Annotated in this window: 19 protein-coding genes; 10 read left to right on the forward strand and 9 right to left on the reverse strand. The window is 52.8% G+C overall.

Annotated features, from left to right (window positions below; translation table 11 throughout):
* The first annotated feature begins 31 nt into the window (after nucleotides 1-31).
* The 6 genes from dnaE to BMI79_RS19260 all read left to right on the forward strand — a co-directional run bounded on the left by dnaE (nucleotide 32) and on the right by BMI79_RS19260 (nucleotide 9,043).
* Nucleotides 32-3,520, forward strand: a complete 3,489-nt coding sequence (dnaE, locus tag BMI79_RS19235) for a DNA polymerase III subunit alpha (protein WP_076943709.1) — start codon at nucleotides 32-34, stop codon at nucleotides 3,518-3,520.
* Nucleotides 3,521-3,532: 12 nt separating this feature from the next.
* The gene (accA, locus tag BMI79_RS19240) at nucleotides 3,533-4,492 is read left to right on the forward strand and encodes an acetyl-CoA carboxylase carboxyl transferase subunit alpha (protein ID WP_076943710.1); all 960 of its coding nucleotides are present in this window, start codon (nucleotides 3,533-3,535) and stop codon (nucleotides 4,490-4,492) included.
* Between the two features lie 139 nt (nucleotides 4,493-4,631).
* Nucleotides 4,632-6,776 (forward strand): lysine decarboxylase LdcC, encoded by a 2,145-nt coding sequence (locus tag BMI79_RS19245; RefSeq protein WP_076943711.1) that lies wholly within the window; start codon nucleotides 4,632-4,634, stop codon nucleotides 6,774-6,776.
* Nucleotides 6,777-6,933: 157 nt separating this feature from the next.
* The gene (locus BMI79_RS19250) at nucleotides 6,934-7,332 is read left to right on the forward strand and encodes a VOC family protein (protein ID WP_076943712.1); all 399 of its coding nucleotides are present in this window, start codon (nucleotides 6,934-6,936) and stop codon (nucleotides 7,330-7,332) included.
* Nucleotides 7,333-7,395: 63 nt separating this feature from the next.
* The gene (gene tilS, locus BMI79_RS19255; protein WP_076943713.1) at nucleotides 7,396-8,706 is read left to right on the forward strand and encodes a tRNA lysidine(34) synthetase TilS; all 1,311 of its coding nucleotides are present in this window, start codon (nucleotides 7,396-7,398) and stop codon (nucleotides 8,704-8,706) included.
* Nucleotides 8,707-8,728: 22 nt separating this feature from the next.
* Nucleotides 8,729-9,043, forward strand: coding sequence for a c-type cytochrome (locus BMI79_RS19260; RefSeq protein ID WP_422066801.1), 315 nt, complete (start codon nucleotides 8,729-8,731; stop codon nucleotides 9,041-9,043).
* A gap of 53 nt (nucleotides 9,044-9,096) precedes the next feature.
* Here the strand turns inward: BMI79_RS19260 and rof are convergent, their stop codons facing one another.
* Together rof and BMI79_RS19270 are read right to left on the reverse strand one after the other, a co-directional pair.
* Nucleotides 9,097-9,360 (reverse strand): Rho-binding antiterminator, encoded by a 264-nt coding sequence (rof, locus tag BMI79_RS19265; protein WP_076943715.1) that lies wholly within the window; start codon nucleotides 9,358-9,360, stop codon nucleotides 9,097-9,099.
* Nucleotides 9,347-9,547, reverse strand: coding sequence for a YaeP family protein (locus tag BMI79_RS19270; protein ID WP_076943736.1), 201 nt, complete (start codon nucleotides 9,545-9,547; stop codon nucleotides 9,347-9,349). The genes rof and BMI79_RS19270 overlap by 14 nt, the downstream gene beginning before the upstream one ends.
* A 216-nt stretch (nucleotides 9,548-9,763) precedes the next feature.
* Here BMI79_RS19270 and BMI79_RS19275 point away from each other — a divergent pair, with 216 nt between their 5' ends.
* From BMI79_RS19275 to nlpE, 3 genes are read left to right on the forward strand one after another with little or no spacing between them, the layout of a single operon-like run.
* Nucleotides 9,764-10,312, forward strand: coding sequence for a YaeQ family protein (locus BMI79_RS19275; RefSeq protein ID WP_076943716.1), 549 nt, complete (start codon nucleotides 9,764-9,766; stop codon nucleotides 10,310-10,312).
* Between the two features lie 3 nt (nucleotides 10,313-10,315).
* Nucleotides 10,316-10,729: an alternative ribosome rescue aminoacyl-tRNA hydrolase ArfB gene (arfB, locus tag BMI79_RS19280; RefSeq protein ID WP_076943717.1), complete on the forward strand. Its 414-nt coding sequence runs from the start codon at nucleotides 10,316-10,318 to the stop codon at nucleotides 10,727-10,729.
* A gap of 57 nt (nucleotides 10,730-10,786) precedes the next feature.
* Nucleotides 10,787-11,476 (forward strand): envelope stress response activation lipoprotein NlpE, encoded by a 690-nt coding sequence (gene nlpE / locus BMI79_RS19285; protein ID WP_076943718.1) that lies wholly within the window; start codon nucleotides 10,787-10,789, stop codon nucleotides 11,474-11,476.
* Between the two features lie 139 nt (nucleotides 11,477-11,615).
* Here the strand turns inward: nlpE and BMI79_RS19290 are convergent, their stop codons facing one another.
* From BMI79_RS19290 to metN, 7 genes are all read right to left on the reverse strand, one after another.
* On the reverse strand, nucleotides 11,616-12,425 hold the full coding sequence (locus BMI79_RS19290) for a YaeF family permuted papain-like enzyme (protein WP_076943719.1): 810 nt from the start codon (nucleotides 12,423-12,425) through the stop codon (nucleotides 11,616-11,618).
* A 276-nt stretch (nucleotides 12,426-12,701) separates the two neighbouring features.
* Nucleotides 12,702-14,420, reverse strand: coding sequence for a proline--tRNA ligase (gene proS / locus BMI79_RS19295; RefSeq protein ID WP_076943720.1), 1,719 nt, complete (start codon nucleotides 14,418-14,420; stop codon nucleotides 12,702-12,704).
* A gap of 119 nt (nucleotides 14,421-14,539) precedes the next feature.
* A complete protein-coding gene (tsaA, locus tag BMI79_RS19300) occupies nucleotides 14,540-15,247 on the reverse strand; it encodes a tRNA (N6-threonylcarbamoyladenosine(37)-N6)-methyltransferase TrmO (RefSeq protein ID WP_076943721.1) in 708 nt (235 codons plus the stop codon).
* The gene (gene rcsF / locus BMI79_RS19305) at nucleotides 15,244-15,648 is read right to left on the reverse strand and encodes an Rcs stress response system protein RcsF (protein WP_076943722.1); all 405 of its coding nucleotides are present in this window, start codon (nucleotides 15,646-15,648) and stop codon (nucleotides 15,244-15,246) included. Before rcsF ends, tsaA begins: the two co-directional genes overlap by 4 nt.
* A 114-nt stretch (nucleotides 15,649-15,762) precedes the next feature.
* A complete protein-coding gene (locus BMI79_RS19310; RefSeq protein WP_076943723.1) occupies nucleotides 15,763-16,578 on the reverse strand; it encodes a MetQ/NlpA family lipoprotein in 816 nt (271 codons plus the stop codon).
* Nucleotides 16,579-16,650: 72 nt separating this feature from the next.
* Nucleotides 16,651-17,304 (reverse strand): methionine ABC transporter permease MetI, encoded by a 654-nt coding sequence (locus BMI79_RS19315; protein ID WP_076943724.1) that lies wholly within the window; start codon nucleotides 17,302-17,304, stop codon nucleotides 16,651-16,653.
* Nucleotides 17,297-18,328, reverse strand: coding sequence for a methionine ABC transporter ATP-binding protein MetN (gene metN, locus BMI79_RS19320; protein WP_076943725.1), 1,032 nt, complete (start codon nucleotides 18,326-18,328; stop codon nucleotides 17,297-17,299). Before metN ends, BMI79_RS19315 begins: the two co-directional genes overlap by 8 nt.
* Nucleotides 18,329-18,514: 186 nt before the next feature.
* Here metN and gmhB point away from each other — a divergent pair, with 186 nt between their 5' ends.
* Nucleotides 18,515-19,078 (forward strand): D-glycero-beta-D-manno-heptose 1,7-bisphosphate 7-phosphatase, encoded by a 564-nt coding sequence (gmhB, locus tag BMI79_RS19325; RefSeq protein ID WP_076943726.1) that lies wholly within the window; start codon nucleotides 18,515-18,517, stop codon nucleotides 19,076-19,078.
* The last annotated feature ends 222 nt before the right edge of the window (nucleotides 19,079-19,300 follow it).

The raw sequence follows: 19,300 nt of genomic DNA on the forward strand, positions 1-19,300 counted from the left end.
TAAGCTGGGCCTTACATGTTGGTATCTGGATATGGCCGAACCTCGTTTTATTCACCTGCGCGTTCATAGTGACTACTCCATGATTGATGGATTGGCCAAGATCGGTCCGCTGGTGAAAAAAGCAGCTGAGCATGGCATGCCTGCTTTGGCGGTCACTGATTTCACCAACCTGTGTGGCTTGGTGAAATTCTATGGCAGCGCGCATGGTGCGGGGATCAAACCGATTATTGGTGCAGATTTCCATGTGCAGAGCGAAGCGCTGGGCGATGAACTGGCACAGCTGACCGTGCTGGCTGCCAATAACCAAGGTTATCAAAACCTCACTCTGTTGATTTCCCACGCTTATCAGCGCGGTTACGGCGCGGCTGGCCCGATTATTGACCGTGATTGGCTGATCGAACACCGTGAAGGGTTAATCCTGCTTTCCGGTGGGCGGATGGGCGATATCGGCAAATTTCTGCTGCGTGGCAACCATGCGCAGGTGGATCAATGCCTGGCGTTTTATCAGGAGTATTTCCCCGACAGTTACTATCTGGAACTGATCCGCACTGGCCGCCAGGACGAAGAAAACTACCTGCATGCCGCGGTGGCACTGGCAACCGAGCGTGGTTTACCGGTAGTAGCTACCAACGATGTGCGCTTTCTTGTTGAAGATGATTTTGATGCGCACGAGATCCGCGTGGCGATCCACGATGGTTTCACGCTCGACGATCCCAAGCGCCCGCGGAACTACAGCCCGCAGCAGTTTATGCGCAGTGAAGAGGAGATGTGCGAGCTGTTTGCCGATATCCCTGAGGCACTGCTTAACAGCGTCGAAATCGCTAAACGCTGCAACGTCACCATTCGCCTTGGCGAGTACTTCCTGCCGCAGTTCCCAACCGGTGATATGACCACCGAAGATTTCCTGATCGCGAAATCTAAAGAGGGGCTGGAGCAGCGTCTTGAATTCCTGTTCCCAGATCCGGAAGTCCGCGCCCAGCGTCGCCCGGAATATGATGAACGTCTGGATGTTGAACTGAAGGTTATCAACCAGATGGGCTTCCCTGGTTACTTCCTGATCGTGATGGAGTTTATCCAGTGGTCAAAAGATAACAACGTGCCGGTAGGGCCGGGGCGTGGTTCCGGTGCGGGGTCGTTGGTGGCCTATGCGCTGAAGATCACCGATCTGGATCCGCTGGAGTTTGATCTGCTGTTCGAACGTTTCCTGAACCCGGAACGCGTATCGATGCCCGACTTCGACGTTGACTTCTGTATGGAGAAACGCGATCTGGTGATCGAGCACGTGGCGGACATGTATGGCCGTGAAGCGGTATCGCAGATTATCACCTTCGGAACCATGGCGGCGAAAGCGGTTATCCGCGATGTGGGCCGCGTATTGGGCCATCCGTATGGTTTTGTTGATCGTATCTCCAAGCTGGTGCCACCCGATCCGGGGATGACGCTGGAAAAGGCCTTTGCCGCTGAACCCCAACTGCCGGAAATTTATGAGGCAGATGAAGAGGTCAGGGCGCTGATCGACATGGCGCGTAAACTGGAAGGGGTGACGCGTAACGCTGGTAAGCATGCGGGTGGGGTGGTGATCGCACCAACCAAAATTACCGACTTCGCCCCGCTATATTGTGATGCTGAAGGCAACCACCCGGTTACCCAGTTCGACAAAAACGATGTGGAATATGCCGGATTGGTGAAGTTCGATTTTCTCGGCCTACGTACTCTGACTATCATCGATTGGGCGTTAGGAATGATTAACGCTCGCCGTGCCAAGACCGGGTTGGAACCGATCGACATCGCGGCCATCCCGCTTGATGACAAGAAAAGTTTTGACATGCTGCAGCGCTCGGAAACCACGGCGGTATTCCAGCTTGAATCGCGCGGCATGAAAGACCTGATCAAGCGCCTGAAGCCTGACTGCTTCGAAGATATGATCGCACTGGTAGCCTTGTTCCGCCCAGGCCCTTTGCAGTCGGGCATGGTAGATAACTTTATCGACCGTAAGCACGGGCGCGAAGAGATTTCTTATCCTGATATTCAGTGGCAGCACGAATCGCTGAAACCGGTGCTGGAGCCGACCTACGGCATCATTCTATATCAGGAACAGGTCATGCAGATTGCCCAGGTGCTGGCAGGCTACACGCTGGGGGGCGCAGACATGCTGCGCCGTGCGATGGGTAAAAAGAACCCGGTCGAAATGGCCAAGCAGCGCGGTGGTTTTGAAGATGGCGCTAAATCGCGTGGCATTGATGGTGAGCTGGCGGTAAAAATCTTCGATCTGGTAGAGAAATTCGCCGGATATGGCTTTAACAAGTCGCACTCGGCTGCCTATGCACTGGTGTCGTACCAGACGTTGTGGCTGAAAGCTCACTATCCTGCCGAGTTTATGGCGGCAGTGATGACCGCCGATATGGATAACACCGACAAGGTGGTTGGGTTGGTGGATGAATGCTGGCGTATGGGGCTGAAAATCCTGCCGCCGGATATCAACAGCGGGCAATATCACTTCCACGTCAATGATGAAGGCGAGATCGTTTACGGTATCGGCGCGATTAAAGGTGTGGGAGAAGGGCCGATTGAGGCTATTATTGAAGCGCGTAACAGCGGTGAACAGGGGTATTTTAAAGATCTGTTCGACCTGTGCGCACGCTCTGATATCAAGAAGCTCAATCGCCGTATTCTGGAAAAACTGATCATGTCCGGGGCGTTTGATCGCCTGGGGCCGCACCGCGCAGCGCTGATGAATTCGCTGGGCGATGCGCTGAAAGCAGCCGATCAGCATGCTAAAGCTGAAGCGATCGGCCAGGCCGATATGTTTGGTGTGCTGGCGGAAGCGCCGGAGCAGGTAGAGCAGTCTTACGCCAACGTGCCGCCTTGGCAGGAACAGGTGGTGCTGGATGGTGAACGCGAAACGCTGGGGCTTTATCTTACCGGCCACCCAATCACCCAGTATTTGAAGGAAATTGAACGCTATGCCGGTGGCCAGCGTTTGAAAGATATGCACCCAACCGATCGGGGTAAAATGACGACCGCCGTCGGGCTGGTCATTGCCGCCCGGGTTATGGTGACTAAACGCGGCAATCGTATCGGTATTTGTACGCTGGATGACCGTTCTGGCCGCTTGGAAGTGATGTTATTCACCGAAGCATTGGAAAAATACCAGCATTTATTGGAAAAAGACCGTATCCTGATCGCCACTGGACAGGTCAGCTTTGATGACTTCAGCGGCGGGCTTAAAATGATGGCCCGCGAGTTAATGGATATCAGTGAAGCCCGTGAAAAATACGCCCGTGGGCTTGCTATCTCGCTGACGGACAGGCAAATTGATGACCAGCTTTTGAACCGTCTCCGTCAGTCTTTGGAACCCCATCGCTCGGGGACGATTCCAGTGCATCTCTACTATCAACGGGAAGATGCACGGGCAAGATTGCGTTTCGGCGCAACCTGGCGCGTGACGCCGACCGACCGCTTGTTGATAGATTTGCGGACCCTGGTAGGTAATGAGCAGGTGGAACTGGAATTTGACTAAAATAGGAATGCTATGAGTCTGAATTTTCTTGATTTTGAACAGCCGATTGCAGAGCTGGAAGCGAAAATTGACTCGCTGACTGCAGTCAACCGTCAAGACGAAAAATTAGATATTAATCTGGACGAAGAGGTTCAGCGCCTGCGTGAAAAGAGCGTTGAGCTGACGCGCAAGATTTTTTCCGATCTTGGGGCTTGGCAGATCGCCCAATTGGCGCGCCACCCGCAACGCCCTTATACGCTGGATTATATCGAACACATCTTCACCGATTTTGAAGAGTTGGCTGGCGATCGCGCTTATGCCGATGACAAAGCTATCGTTGGGGGTATTGCACGGCTGGATGGCCGCCCGGTGATGATCATTGGCCATCAGAAAGGGCGCGAAACCAAAGAGAAAATCCGTCGCAACTTCGGCATGCCCGCACCAGAAGGTTACCGCAAAGCGTTGCGCCTGATGGAAATGGCTGCGCGTTTTAAAATGCCACTGATTACCTTCATAGACACCCCGGGGGCTTATCCTGGAGTAGGCGCAGAAGAGCGTGGGCAGTCTGAAGCGATCGCCCGCAACCTGCGTGAAATGTCCCGCCTGAATATTCCGGTGATCTGCACTGTGATCGGCGAAGGCGGTTCAGGTGGTGCGTTGGCCATCGGCGTTGGCGATAAAGTGAATATGCTGCAGTACAGCACCTATTCGGTGATTTCGCCGGAAGGCTGTGCTTCAATTTTGTGGAAAAGCGCCGACAAAGCACCAATTGCTGCAGAAGCGATGGGCATTACCGCACCGCGCCTGAAAGAGCTGAAACTGATCGATACGGTGATCCCGGAACCTCTGGGTTCTGCCCACCGTAACGTGCCGGCAATGGCTGCTTCACTGAAGGCGCAATTGCTGGCCGATCTGGCCGAGCTGGATGGTTTGAGTAACGAAGAGTTGCTGAATCGTCGCTATCAGCGCCTGATGAACTACGGCTACTGCTGAGTTTATCTGTGCCACAAAAAACCGCCTGCTCGGCGGTTTTTTTATGTCTACCATTCGTGGTTTTGGAGGTGTGGGGTACACTCCGTCGGTCTTTCATGTTGTTATAAGCGTTTGGTAGTTAACTGACAGGAGCAGCCCAATGAATATCATCGCGATCATGAGTCCGATGGGCGTCTATTACAAAGATGAACCTATTCGCGAGCTCCACACTGCATTGGCCTCCATGGGATTCCAACTGGTGTATCCGAAAGACAGCGGCGATCTGCTGAAGCTGATTGAACACAACGCCCGTATCTGTGGCGTGGTGTTTGACTGGGATGATTACAGCCTGGAACTGTGCAGCGAAATCAACGATCTCAATGAGTACCTGCCGCTGTATGCCTTTATCAACACCCATTCCACGTTCGACGTCAGCCTGCACGAAATGCGCATGGTGCTGTACTTCTTCGAATATGGTCTGAACGCTGCAGAAGATATTGCCCAACGTATTCAGCAGTACACCAATGAATATCGGGATGCCATTACCCCGCCTCTGACCAAGGCGCTATTCACCTATGTCAAAGAGGGGAAGTATACCTTTTGCACGCCAGGGCACATGGCGGGTACCGCATTCCAGAAAAGCCCGGTGGGCTGCCTGTTCTATGACTTCTTTGGTGCCAATACGCTGAAGGCCGATATTTCTATCTCGGTAACCGAACTAGGCTCATTGCTCGATCACACCGGCCCACACTTGGAAGCGGAAGAGTATATCGCTCGCACTTTCAATGCCGAACAGAGCTATCTGGTGACCAATGGCACGTCCACGGCCAATAAGATCGTCGGAATGTATTCAGCTCCGGCGGGGAGCACGGTGCTGATTGACCGTAACTGCCATAAATCGCTGTGCCATTTGCTGATGATGTGCGACATCGTGCCGATTTACCTGCGTCCGTTACGCAATGCCTACGGTATTTTAGGCGGTATTCCCCAGCGTGAACTCTCTCATAGCAGCATTGCCAAACGGGTAGCCGAGACGGCTAACGCCAGCTGGCCGGTGCATGCGGTAATTACCAATTCCACTTATGACGGTTTGCTGTACAACACCGATTACATCAAGCAGACGCTGGATGTGGCATCGATTCATTTCGATTCAGCCTGGGTGCCCTATACCAATTTTCACCCGATCTATGATGGCAAAAGCGGTATGAGCGGCGAACGTATTCCGGGGAAAGTGATCTATGAAACCCAATCGACGCACAAGTTGCTGGCGGCGTTCTCGCAGGCGTCGATGATTCATATTAAAGGTGACTACGATGAAAATACCTTTAACGAAGCCTATATGATGCATACTACGACTTCGCCGCATTACGGCATTGTTGCGTCGATGGAAACCGCGGCAGCCATGCTGCGGGGCAATCCAGGGCGGCGGATGATTAATCGTTCGGTGGAGCGGGCCCTGCATTTTCGCCGTGAGATTCAGCGCCTGCGCGCTGAGAGCGATAGCTGGTTTTTCGATATCTGGCAGCCGGAGGAGATCGACGAGGCACAGTGTTGGCCGCTGAACCCTGATGATAACTGGCATGGTTTCGGTAATACCGATCGCGATCATATGTATCTGGATCCGATCAAGGTGACCATTCTGACGCCGGGCATGAACGAACTGGGCGAACTGGAGAGCATCGGCATCCCGGCGGCGCTGGTGGCAAAATATCTCGATGAGCGCGGCATCGTGGTAGAGAAAACCGGGCCGTATAATCTGCTGTTCCTGTTCAGCATTGGTATTGATAAAACCAAGGCCATGAGCCTGTTGCGCGGCCTGACTGATTTTAAACGCGCTTACGATCTCAACCTGCGGGTGAAGAATATGCTGCCGGATCTGTATGCTGAGGATCCGGATTTTTACCGCCACATGCGTATTCAGGATCTCGCCGCCGGGATCCACCAACTGATTTGCCAGCATGACTTACCGCGCTTGATGCAGCGGGCGTTTGACGTCTTGCCGGAAATGAAGCTGACGCCTTATGAGATGTTTCAGCAGCAGGTGCGGGGCAACGTGGAAACCTGCGAGATCGACCAGTTGATCGGCAAGGTGGCGGCCAATATGATCCTGCCTTATCCACCAGGTGTTCCGCTGGTGATGCCGGGGGAGATGATTACCGAGGAGAGCCGCGCGGTGCTCGATTTCCTGCTGATGCTGTGTTCGATCGGTGAGCGTTATCCTGGTTTTGAAACCGATATTCATGGCGCAAAGCCGACCGACGATGGCCGTTATCTGGTGAAAGTGCTGAAAACGCCAGCGGCTTGACGCAGGCACAAGGTTATATACTCTAAATACTTCGAGTTGCAGGAAGGCGGCAAGCTTGAGAGGCCCCAGGAGCATAGATAACTATGTGACTGGGGTGAGCAAGCGCAGCCAACGCACATGCAACTTGAAGTATGACGAGTATAAAAGGAGTACATCCATGTTGGCATTACGCCAGGTTCACCATATTGCGGTAATCGGTTCCGATTATGCCGCCAGTAAACATTTTTACTGCGATATCCTAGGGTTCACCCTCTTGGCCGAGGTGTATCGCGCAGAGCGCGACTCGTGGAAGGCCGATTTGGCTCTGAACGGCCAGTATACGATCGAACTGTTTTCCTTCCCGGCGCCTGCGGCTCGTTCTAGCCGCCCAGAAGCCTGTGGCCTGCGTCATCTGGCATTCAGCGTAGACGATATTGAGTGCGCGATCGCCGCACTGCAAACGGCAGGAGTGGTGTGCGAGCCAGTGCGTGTCGATCCTTATACTCAGTCACGCTTCACCTTTTTCAACGATCCTGACGGATTACCGCTCGAATTATATGAAGTTCCACGCGGTTAATGCTTGCTTGATGAGGGGGGGCTGGTTAACGTGCGGCTATATGGTCGTTACCAAGCATAATCGATGAATATCAATCAACTTCCTGCATGGATCGCTGAACAACTGGGTGCTAAACGCCAACTGTTGCTGGCCTTTAGCGGTGGGCTAGATTCCAGCGTGTTGCTGCATTTGTTAGTGCAATGGCGTCAACAGCATCCAGAGAGTGTTTTGCGTGCGGTGCACGTTCACCATGGTTTGAGCCGTTTTGCTGATGAATGGGTGGCCCATTGCCAGCAGCAGTGTGAAGGCTGGCAGGTGCCGTTGGTGGTTCATCAGGTTCAATTGGCTGGGCTGGAGGGCGGTATCGAGGCCGCGGCGCGTAGCGCCCGCTATGCGGCTTTCACTGCCACGCTAGCCGCGGATGAAACTTTGCTGACGGCCCAACATCTTGATGATCAATGTGAAACCTTCTTATTGGCCTTAAAACGCGGTAGCGGCCCGGCGGGGCTGTCGGCCATGGCCAGCGAAGCACGCTTGGGAAACCATGTGCTGCTAAGGCCGCTGTTGGGGATATCGCGTCAGCAGTTGGAGGAGTATGCCGCTCAGCACCAACTGCGTTGGATCGAGGATGACAGCAATCAAGACTGCCGATTTGATCGCAATTTCCTACGTTTGAAAGTCTTGCCGTTGCTAAATGAGCGTTGGCCGCACTTTGCGGCGGCAACGGCGCGCAGTGCCAGTCTGTGTGCCGAGCAGGAGCAACTGCTGGATGAACTCTTGGCAGAGCAGTTAACACAGTTGCTGGATGCGGACAATGCGCTGGCAATCGAAGGGGTGCAAGCCTGTTCTCCGGCACGGCGTGATGCGCTGTTGCGCCGCTGGATGGCTCTGTTTGGCGTGACCATGCCTGCGCGCGCCCAGTTGCACAGGCTCTGGCACGAGGTGGCGCTGTGCCGCGAAGATGCAGAACCGCAGCTACAGTTGGGCAACTATCAGATCCGCCGTTTCCGCCAGCGTTTATATCTGTTACCCCTAATGGCTGATTTACACGATCTGCAATTGCCTTGGCCGCAACCGACCAGGCTGGAATTGCCCGATGGCCTCGGTGCGTTGGTGAGAGATGAAGGGAATAACCTGGTGCGAGCACCGTGGATGGGTGAACGGGTGAGCGTGCGTTTTAGCGCCGCAGGCCGGGTGCGAATTGTCAATCGTGCCGGTTCAAGGCACATCAAGAAGCTGTGGCAGGAGTTCGGCATTCCCCCCTGGCAGCGTGAACGTATTCCACTGATTTACTATGATGAGCAACTGATCGCCGCCATGGATGTTTTTGTTACCGCAGAGGGGCAGGTGCTTGCTGATGAAGCGCCGTGGCGACTGTGCTGGAAGAAAAAATAATAACAATATCTCGTGAGGAGCAATGATGAAATCGATGAGCGTACTGATGGTGGCGGGGTTGTTGAGCGTTTCCGCTTGGGCGGCAGGCGATCCTGCGCTGGGCAAGAGTAAATCGGCTACCTGTGTGGCCTGCCATGGTGCAGAAGGCAAGGTCTCAGTACCGATGTATCCGAATCTGGCCGGGCAAAACGCGATGTATCTGGAGCAAGCCTTGCAGTCCTACAAAAAAGGGGAGCGAACCAGCGGCCAGGCGCAAGTGATGAGGGCCTATGTCGCGAATCTGTCAGATGCGGATATCGCCGATCTGGCGGCTTACTACGCCAGCCTGAAACCGTAAATGACGAGGGCAGCCGTTAGGCTGCCCTGTAAGAGATGGTGTTACCGAGGCGATCAGTCGGAAAGACTGACGACTACGGTACCAATTTCCGGGTGACTAAAGCTGCTGATATGGTCCAGACGCACATCGCGCAGAGTACCATTCTGATCGATCGTCAGATATTCAACGCGCTTTTTCTGCAGTAGATCGATCGCCTTGGCCTCGATCGTTTCTCCGTCGCGTAACTCCAGCTTCAGAGTCAGTTTTTGCTGGCAGGCGAGTTCCAGATTGTCGTAGTCATCGCAATTGATGGGTTGATACTCATCATTCATCAACATAGTCGCTCACCAATAAGTTAGCGGCGGCAAATGCCGCCTGTTCCCTAACGGAGGATGGCAGCGCGCTATTCGCTGCCACTTCGTCCAATGCCTTCAGGACACATGCTAGTGCATCAGGCACATAGCCGAGATCTCCACTGCCGATCTCAGCATAAAAACGGCGTACTAACTCACAGTATTGTTGCACAGTCTCCTCCCTTAAGAATCTTTGCATTATCGCCAACACAGGCCGCGATGAGGCACAGACACTCGGAGATTTACCCTATCATAAACGACTATAGCACAGGTGCAGTGGAGTTATTAGCACCTCGTATTGGCTTTCATTCGCGGCTATAGGCTCCTGGTGCTGGCTGTGAACCGATCTTATCAAGTACACTGTGCCCTGTTAATAATGAGGTTACCCATGGCGCTGAAAGCAACAATTTACAAAGCCACGGTCAATATCGCGGATATGGATCGTCACTTTTACCACGACGCAACGCTGACGTTGGCCCAGCATCCTTCAGAAACTGAACAGCGCATGATGCTACGCCTGCTGGCATGGATTTGCCATGCCGATGAGCGTTTGGTGTTTACGAAAGGCTTAAGTGCAGAAGACGAGCCGGAGATCTGGCAACGCAACGACCATAATGGGCTGGAAATGTGGATCGAACTGGGGTTACCGGACGAAAAACGCCTTAAAAAGGCCTGTAACCAATCACCACGCGTGGTGTTATATGCCTATGGTGAACGTGCCGGGTCTGTCTGGTGGCAATCCATGCAGGGTAAAGTGGCTAACCACAAAAACCTAAGCATCCGTTTTCTTGATGATGGACAATTAGCCCGCCTGGCCGCGATGGCCAACCGCAACATGACGTTACAAGCTACGTTACAGGAAGGCACGATCTGGCTTTCTGATGCTCAGAATAATCTGGAAGTTCAGTTTGCCGAATGGCAGCAGGCGCAGGTTTAACCGGTGCTGGCACTGTCAAGAAACGTAGCGATACCGGACAACGAAATCGAATTAACGGCAATCCGTGCTCAAGGTACGGGCGGGCAGCACGTGAACAAAGCCTCAACGGCCATTCACTTGCGCTTTGACATTCGGGCGTCCAGCCTGCCAGAGTATTATAAGGAACGGTTGCTGGCGCTTAATCATCACTTGGTGACCGCTGAGGGGGTGGTGATCATCAAAGCTCAGGAATACCGTAGCCAGGAATTAAATCGTGAAGCAGCGTTGGCCCGATTGGTGGCGCTGATTCAACAGGCGATGGTGGTTGAAAAAACGCGTAGGGCAACGAAGCCCAGCAAAGGGGCAAAATTGCGCCGCTTGGAAGGCAAGGTGCGTAAAGGCGCAACTAAAGCGCTGCGCGGCAAAGTTCGTCCTTAGGGGCCGATCTGGGGCGCCACGCTGTGGATATCAATGGAACATGGCAGGAGAATAACTGTGAAGACAATAACAATCGTCCTGTTTTTAGCAGCAGGAGTGCTTTCGCTACTGGGCTGTAATAGCCAATACCAACCCAAAGAACAACCGCTTCAGCCAATGCAGCAGAGCTATGAAGGGGTATTGCCCTGTGCCGACTGTGGCGGGATAGATACCACTCTGTTTCTGGATAAAGATGGGACTTTTATCCTGCAGGAAACCTATCGCGGTACCAAAGACGGCGATCAAACCTTTGCCAGCTATGGTCAGTGGGCGCGTACGGCCGATCGGCTGGTGCTGACTGAAGGCAGCGGCGAAAAGCGTTACTTCCGTCCGGTAGGTAAGAATCTGCAAATGTTGGATCGCAACGGAGCGCCGATCACATCCGAGCTGAACTATACGTTGTCGCCAAGTGAGCAACCGCTGCCAAAAACGCCAATGCCTTTGCGCGGGCTTTACACCTATTTCGCTGATGCGGCGGTATTCAAAGACTGTGCGACCGGTAAAACCTTCCCGGTAGTCAATAACATTGCGTTGGAAAAAGGGTATCTGAAAGCCCGCAAAGCGCCAGGGGAACCGGTATTCCTGATGCTTAATGGCCATTTCAGCGTTCAGCCATCAATGGAAGAAGGGTTGACGCAGAAAGCTTTGGTGCCTGAGCCGGGTGGCAAGGTGACTTTTGATAACAGCAAGGATTGTAACAGTCACTGAGCGCGCTGATGTAGGGCAGGGTGTTTCTGCTGTTAAGAATAAGACCCCATCATGGCAAATGGTGGGGTTTATGTTTTCTAACGACAATCACTAGAATACGCGATAATCAGTTTGAACTGGGGATGTGGCATCAGGTGAGCTATAGCATTGCCAATGCGCGATTGCGTAAGTAGATACCCGGTTTGATGTGCCCTACGTAAGCCAGAGTCTGATTGGGGGCCAGCGTTGCAATATCCCCTTCCCGCATATGCAGTAGATCGCCAGGGCTGACCCAGCCAGAGGATGCCAGCGTGAGTGGCCGCCCGGTGTGCTCAAAGGCGGCCAGCACGAACTGTGAGCAGAAATAGCTGGATTCATCTGCGGTCGAGGCACTGAGCTGAGCTGCAGCCAATCCTTTCACGCACTGCTGGCGGAAATCTTTCGAGAAAGGGTTCAGGGAGCACAACTGCTTGGTCACCATAAAGGGCATCATCTCGATAATCCCCTGATAATTGTAACGACTACCGGCTTTTTGCTTAGCAAAGTGGCGAATCTGCTCCGCCTGAGTTGGCGCCAGGCCCGGCATGCGTAAAGCGAACAGTTTGTCGCTGTGGGCCAATGCATCGTCCAGACTAACAATCTGTACCCCATCACCTACCGCTTCGGCAACTTGGCCTTGGCCAAGATAGATCGCGACATGGCTGACCGAGGAAGCACTGAAGATACGGATCCCCAGAGAGGTCAGGCCGATCGTCGAGGAAAATAGCAGATCGCCATCCTGAAGGGCGGCGGCATCGACCTCTCGGAAGGTATTCTGTGGCGCAGAACTGAGGGCTTGAAACTGGATATCCACGGGGGTGAGGGAAGCGTGTTGCTCTTTTTTGGGCAATGCGATGTCCATAGTGCAACCGCTGAGAAAGGCTGGCAGCAACGCAAACAGCCATATAAATGGGGGGGAAGGTAACGGCATTGCTTAATCCTTTAATTACTGCTTCCTTAGCAAAACACCCTGATACCCTTATTACTTGAAGCTGCAGGGTTGTTGGCTACCTTCACTCACCCGAATCACTTACTTGAGTAAGCTCATCGGGATTATGAGCCTCATTAAATGAGGCTCACCACCCTACGGGTCAGCACAAGTGCTGTTCAAATCGGTTAATCACCGATTTGTCACTCAGTTGCCGACTACCTGCAACTCCAAGTACTTTGGGTATGAACAGGGTGTTTTTATACCGTATAGAAAATATTAGCGTTTGATCTGGGACAGCAGGAAATCAACGATTTCGCCGGTTTTAATCATCTGCTTCTCGCCAACCCGACGATTTTTATACTCAATTTCTTCACTGTCGAGGTTGCGATCGCCGATCACAATGGAGTGCGGCACACCAATCAGTTCCATATCGGCAAACATGACGCCAGGGCGCTCTTTACGGTCATCAAGAATTACGTCAATGCCATGAGAACGCAGCTGGTTGTAAAGCTCTTCGGCCAGCGCCTGCACCCGAAATGACTTGTGCATGTTCATTGGCAGAATAGCCACCTGGAATGGCGCAATGGCGTCTGGCCAGACGATGCCACGATCGTCATGATTCTGCTCGATAGCAGCGGCTACCACACGAGTGACCCCAATACCGTAGCAGCCCATGGTCAGAACCTGATTACGGCCATCTTCACCCTGCACAGTGGCTTTCATTGCTTCCGAATACTTGGTACCCAACTGGAAGATATGCCCCACTTCGATACCGCGTTTAATCAGCAAAGTCCCTTTACCATCCGGGCTGGCGTCGCCTGCCACTACGTTACGGATATCGGCAACCTGTGGCAGCGGCAGATCGCGCTCCCAGTTGATCCCAAAGTAGTGCTTCGCGTCGAGATTGGCACCCGCGCTGAAGTCGCTCATGGCGGCTACGCTACGGTCAATGACGACAGGCACCGGCATGTTGATCGGGCCGAGAGAACCTGGGCCTGCGCCAACGATGGCGCGGATCTCTTCGTCAGTGGCGAAAGTCAGTGGAGCCGCTACCTGTGGCAGTTTCTCCGCCTTGATTTCATTCAGTTCGTGATCGCCGCGCACCAGCAGGGCAACCAGCTTGTGGCCACTCTCTTCAGCTGCGTGGACCAACAGGGTTTTCACCGTTTTCTCAATTGGCAGCTGGAATTGCTCTACCAGTTCGGCGATGGTTTTGGCGTTAGGGGTGTCGATGATACGCAGCTGTTCCGTGGCAGCGGCGCGTGGCTGCGCTGGAGCAACCGCTTCTGCCAGCTCAATGTTGGCCGCGTAGTCAGAGTCGGTTGAGAAGACGATATCGTCTTCGCCGCTGTCTGCCAGCACCTGGAATTCATGTGATGCACTACCACCGATCGAGCCGGTATCGGCCAGCACCGGGCGGAAATCCAGCCCCATACGATTGAAGATCTTGCTGTAGGCTTCGTACATAGCATCGTAGGTCGCCTGCAGAGACTCCTGCGTGGTATGGAATGAATAAGCATCTTTCATCAGGAATTCACGTGAGCGCATCACGCCGAAACGCGGGCGCACTTCGTCACGGAATTTAGTCTGGATCTGGAAGAAATTCAGCGGTAACTGTTTGTAGGAGCTGATTTCATTGCGGATCAGATCGGTGATCACCTCTTCATGCGTTGGGCCGAGAACAAACGGACGATCGCCGCGATCGACAAAGCGCAGCAACTCGGGGCCATACTGCTCCCAGCGGCCGCTTTCTTGCCACAGATCTGCGGGTTGGACCACCGGCATGGAAACTTCGATCGCATTAGCATTGTTCATTTCTTCACGAACGATGTTTTCAACCTTCTTCAGAACACGCAGACCGGTAGGGAGCCAGGTGTAAAGACCGGAGGCCAGCTTGCGGATCATCCCGGCACGCAGCATCAGTTGATGGCTGATCACTTCGGCATCGGCAGGTGTCTCCTTCAGAGTGGAGAGCAGATATTGGCTAGTACGCATGATGTTTGAGTTCCGTTAGCGCTGCAAATTGCATCGGGCTGCCAGAGGGCAGCCAAAATTTTCAAAAGTGGTTTAGTCTACCAGCGCAGGGCGGTTGCCAAAAGAGAGGCGGTGGAATTTTAACGGACGTCGAGTGATAACACTTCAGTTTGCCCATTAATAACCTGCCAGCGCACGTTGAATTCCAACAGCCACACGGCATATTCACGCTCTCCATCTTCCGCTTTACGGTAGGCAGGGCGCGGGTCTTGTGCTAACACCTGGCTGATAAAGCGGCGTAAATTAGGGTAACGGCGCAGATGTTGCTGCAACTGTTGCTCTGCCTGCGGGGAAAAATGCACCGGCATATCACCGGCAGGAGCCGTTTGGGCAAAACCAGCCCGGGCCTGAGGATGGCTTTCGGCGAACGGCAGATAGGGTTTGATATCAATAACCGGGGTGCCATCAACCAGATCGAGGCTGCCTAACTTCAGCACCACGTTCCCGCCCTGAGTCTGAATACCTTTCAGTTCGATCAGCGACATGCCGAGTGGGTTAGGGCGAAAGGTTGAACGAGTGGCGAAAACGCCCATACGCGTATTCCCCCCTAGCCGCGGGGGCCTGACCGTGGGCCGCCAACCACCCTCCATGGTTTGATGAAAAATGAATATCACCCATAGATGGCTGAACTCGCTGAGACCACGCACCGCTTCCACCTGATTATAAGGCGGCAACAGCACCAGTTCTCCGCCACCGTCTTCGACTAGCCCCGGTTGACGGGGAACGGCGAATTTTTCTTTATACGGTGAGCGGATAAGACCGATCTGATTAAAAACGAATTCGGTCATTTGGCCGAAACGTTAAGTGCAGAACCCTGGCAAACCGCCTGTTGGTAACAACCCGCAACGCCTCTGAGCATCTGACAGTCATGCAGCAATACTGCGTTGGCTTTCATATGGGCAGCACGCTGTTGCATCCGTCTGCGGGCCGCGGCCAGATTTGGTGGCGGATCCTGAACCGTAAGCTGGCAGACGCTACCGGAAACTTCCCCCAAATCGCGGAAAGGCTTACCGATTAATTCCTCAGCGTTTCTGTACAGTTTGACTGACGCTGGACGAGCTGCCGGCGCCGCTTTTGCCGGTGCGGTTGCTACCGGTGCGTTGGTGCTGTCTGTTGTGGGGGGGGCTGGCTGCTTTTTAGAACATCCGGCCAGCAAAAGTGCTAACAAACAGAGAGGTAAAACACGCATTGACAATCCTCTGCCTTTTATAGAAGTGGCGCTATTGAAGCAATCTCTGACTAAAATAACAAGACGGGCCTGAGCCCGCCTTGCAATTATAGGAGTAAAATAGGTTGTGGATGATTACCAGCCTTTCACTGCACCACCGTTGAAGATTTTATTTGCTGCGTCGTAAACTTCATCAGACTCATAAGCCTGAACGAATTTCTTCACGTTTTCTGCATCTTTGTTATCTTCACGGGCAACCATAATGTTGACGTAAGGTGATTCTTTATCTTCAACAAACAGGCCGTCTTTGGCAGGTGTCAAACCAATCTGGCTGGCATAGGTGGTATTGATGATAGCCAGCGCAATCTGCTGATCGTCCAGTGAGCGTGGCAGCTGTGGTGCTTCCAATTCTACCAGCTTCAGGTTTTTCGGGTTTTCTACCACGTCCAGAACGGTAGGCAGCAGGCCAACGCCGTCTTTCAGCTTAATCAGACCTTGTTTCTCCAGCAGCAGCAGCGAACGCCCCAGGTTGGTAGGATCGTTAGGCAGTGCAACCTGTGAACCTTCTTTCAATTCATCCAGTGATTTGATTTTTTTGGAATAACCGGCAATCGGGTAAACGAAAGTGTTGCCTACCGGCACCAGTTTATAGCCGCGATCTTTGATTTGCTGATCGAGATAAGGTTTATGCTGGAAAGCGTTCAGATCGATATCGCCTTTGCTCAAGGCTTCGTTTGGCAAAACATAGTCGTTGAATGTGACTAACTCAACGTCCAGGCCATACTTCTCTTTGGCGACTTTCTGGGCAACTTCTGCCACCTGCTGCTCAGCACCGACGATAACGCCCACTTTGATATGGTTCGGATTTTTTTCGTCCTGACCGCAACCGGCCAGAGCCAGGGTACCGATCAGTGCGCCGATTGCCGCAAGGGATTTAAATTTTAACGACATATCCTTTCCTCATTAGACTCGCATATGAAATACGCTTTACCCTAGCGGGTAGTGTGAGCGTGCTTGTAAAAACTATTTGTGAGTAACGGCCTTAACAATGCGGTCGCCACAGAACTGAATCAGGTAAACCAGAACGACCAGTAATATTAATACCGTATTCATGACGGTAGCGTTATAACCAATGTAACCATACTGATAACCAATTTGACCTAAACCACCCGCGCCAACGGCACCGCCCATCGCAGAATACCCCACCAGGGTGATCAGCGTGATGGTCGCTGCATTCACCAGACCAGGCAACGCCTCAGGCAGCAGCACTTTCTTGATGATTTGCATTGGTGTAGCCCCCATCGCGCGAGCGGCTTCAATCAGCCCGGATGGAATTTCCAACAGAGCATTTTCTACCATGCGGGCAATAAAAGGCGCAGCGCCGATAGTCAGCGGCACAATGGCAGCCTGTAAGCCGATCGAGGTGCCAACGATCATGCGGGTAAAAGGAATCATCCACACCAACAAAATAATGAAGGGAATGGAACGGAAAATATTCACCAGCCCAGATAACGCTTTATACAGAGTATTATTGGCGATAATTTGCCCTGGGCGAGTTACGTACAATAGCACACCGACCGGCAAGCCGAGCACGAAGCCGAAGAAGCCGGAGACAAAGGTCATCGTGATGGTTTCCCAAACTCCACGTGCCATTAACCACATCATTGCCTCAGACATAACCCAGAACCTCTACTTTGACCTGATTTTCTTGCAGGAACTTAATGGTTGCCAGCGCGTCTTCGTCAGAACCATGTAACTCGGCCAGCATTACGCCAAACTTCACACCACCGGCGTAATCCATTTGTGCGCTAATAATGTTGTTATTCACGTTGAAGCGACGGGCGGCTTCGGACAGCAGCGGTGCATCAACGGATTGACCGGTGAACTCCAGACGCAACAGAGGATGATGATTGTCAATGCGTTCCGGCATCAGGCGCTTGGCGTAGTCATCTGGAATGTCCAGATGCAGCGTGGACTGGATAAACTGCTGCGCCAACGGCGTTTTGGGATGTGAGAAGACTTCGCTGACGCTGTCTTTTTCGATCAATTGCCCTTGGCTGATGACGGCAACCTGATCGCAGATGCGTTTTACGACGTCCATTTCATGGGTGATCAGCAGAATAGTCAGCCCCAGACGGCGGTTAATATCCTTCAATAACTCCAGAATGGAACGTGTGGTGGCTGGATCAAGTGCGCTGGTGGCTTCATCACACAGTAACACTTTCGGGTTGCTGGCCAATGCCCGAGCGATCGCGACACGCTGTTTCTGGCCGCCTGACAGATTGGCCGGGTAAGCATCATGCTTGTCCGACAGCCCGACCAGTTCCAGTAATTCGGTAACGCGCTTCTTGATTTCACTGCGCGGGGTATTGTCCAATTCCAGCGGTAGCGCAACGTTGCCAAATACCGTACGTGAAGAGAGCAAGTTAAAGTGCTGAAAGATCATGCCGATCTGGCGGCGTGCGCGTGTCAGATCGCTTTCAGACAGAGAAGTCAGGTCCTGCCCATCAACCAACACCGTGCCGGAAGTTGGGCGCTCAAGCATGTTGGCGCAACGGATCAGCGTACTTTTGCCAGCCCCCGATGCACCGATAACGCCATAGATTTGCCCGGCAGGGACGTGAAGGCTCACGTCAGAGAGTGCGCTTATGGTGCGCGATCCCTGCTGGAACACTTTGGTGATGTTAGAAAGTTTAATCATATTCTTCTTATTTTTAGCGTGGTTGCCCGTGGCTAGAGAAAAGTAGACCTTGGTTGGAACCAAGGTATGCTCAGATGTTAAGGCGTCTAGACGTCTAAGTCAACGCTAACGCTATTCTTCACCGTTCTCAGTCTGCGCTAAAACATGCGATACTGTGCGTGTTTTCAGGCCCTCAGGAGCAAACCGGTGACACAACGCGTTCCAGCAATTTTCTTAGATCGTGACGGTACGATTAATGTTGATCATGGATATGTCCATGAGATAGATGATTTCCAATTTATTGATGGTGTGATTGATGCATGCCGTGAACTGAAGAAGATGGGGTTCGCGCTGGTGTTGGTGACCAACCAATCTGGTATCGCCCGTGGCAAATTCAGCGAAGACCAGTTTATGCGCTTGACCGAGTGGATGGATTGGTCGTTGGCCGACCGTGATGTCGACCTGGACGGTATCTACTTTTGTCCACATCACCCAGAAGCAGTAATAGAAGAATACCGTCAAACATGCGATTGCCGCAAACCGCAGCCCGGTATGTTGTTGCAAGCGCAAAAAGAACTGAATATCGATCTGGCAGCTTCTTATATGGTGGGTGACAAAATCGAAGATATGCAAGCCGCCGCAGCCGCCGGTGTAGGGACTAAGGTATTGGTTCGCACCGGTAAGCCAGTAACGGAAGAAGGCGAGAAAGCGGCGGATTGGGTATTAAACAGCCTGCAAGACCTGCCAGCAGCTATCAAAAAGCGGGTTTAACCCGCATTATGCATGAATAGTGAGCGGTCAGAACAAAAGTAAATATAATCCCTTGTCATTCTGAGTCAGCTCCCTATAATGCGCCTCCATCGACCGGGAACGTGTGAATCACTTCACAGAGTATCCAGGACCGCAGAGAAAAAACCTGAAATTTAGGGTTGACTCTGAAAGAGGAAAGCGTAATATACGCCACCTCGAGTTAGCAAGCGAAAGCGCGTAACT

The sequence above is a fragment of the Serratia oryzae genome, assembly GCF_001976145.1.
In the GTDB taxonomy this organism is placed as follows: domain Bacteria; phylum Pseudomonadota; class Gammaproteobacteria; order Enterobacterales; family Enterobacteriaceae; genus Chania; species Chania oryzae.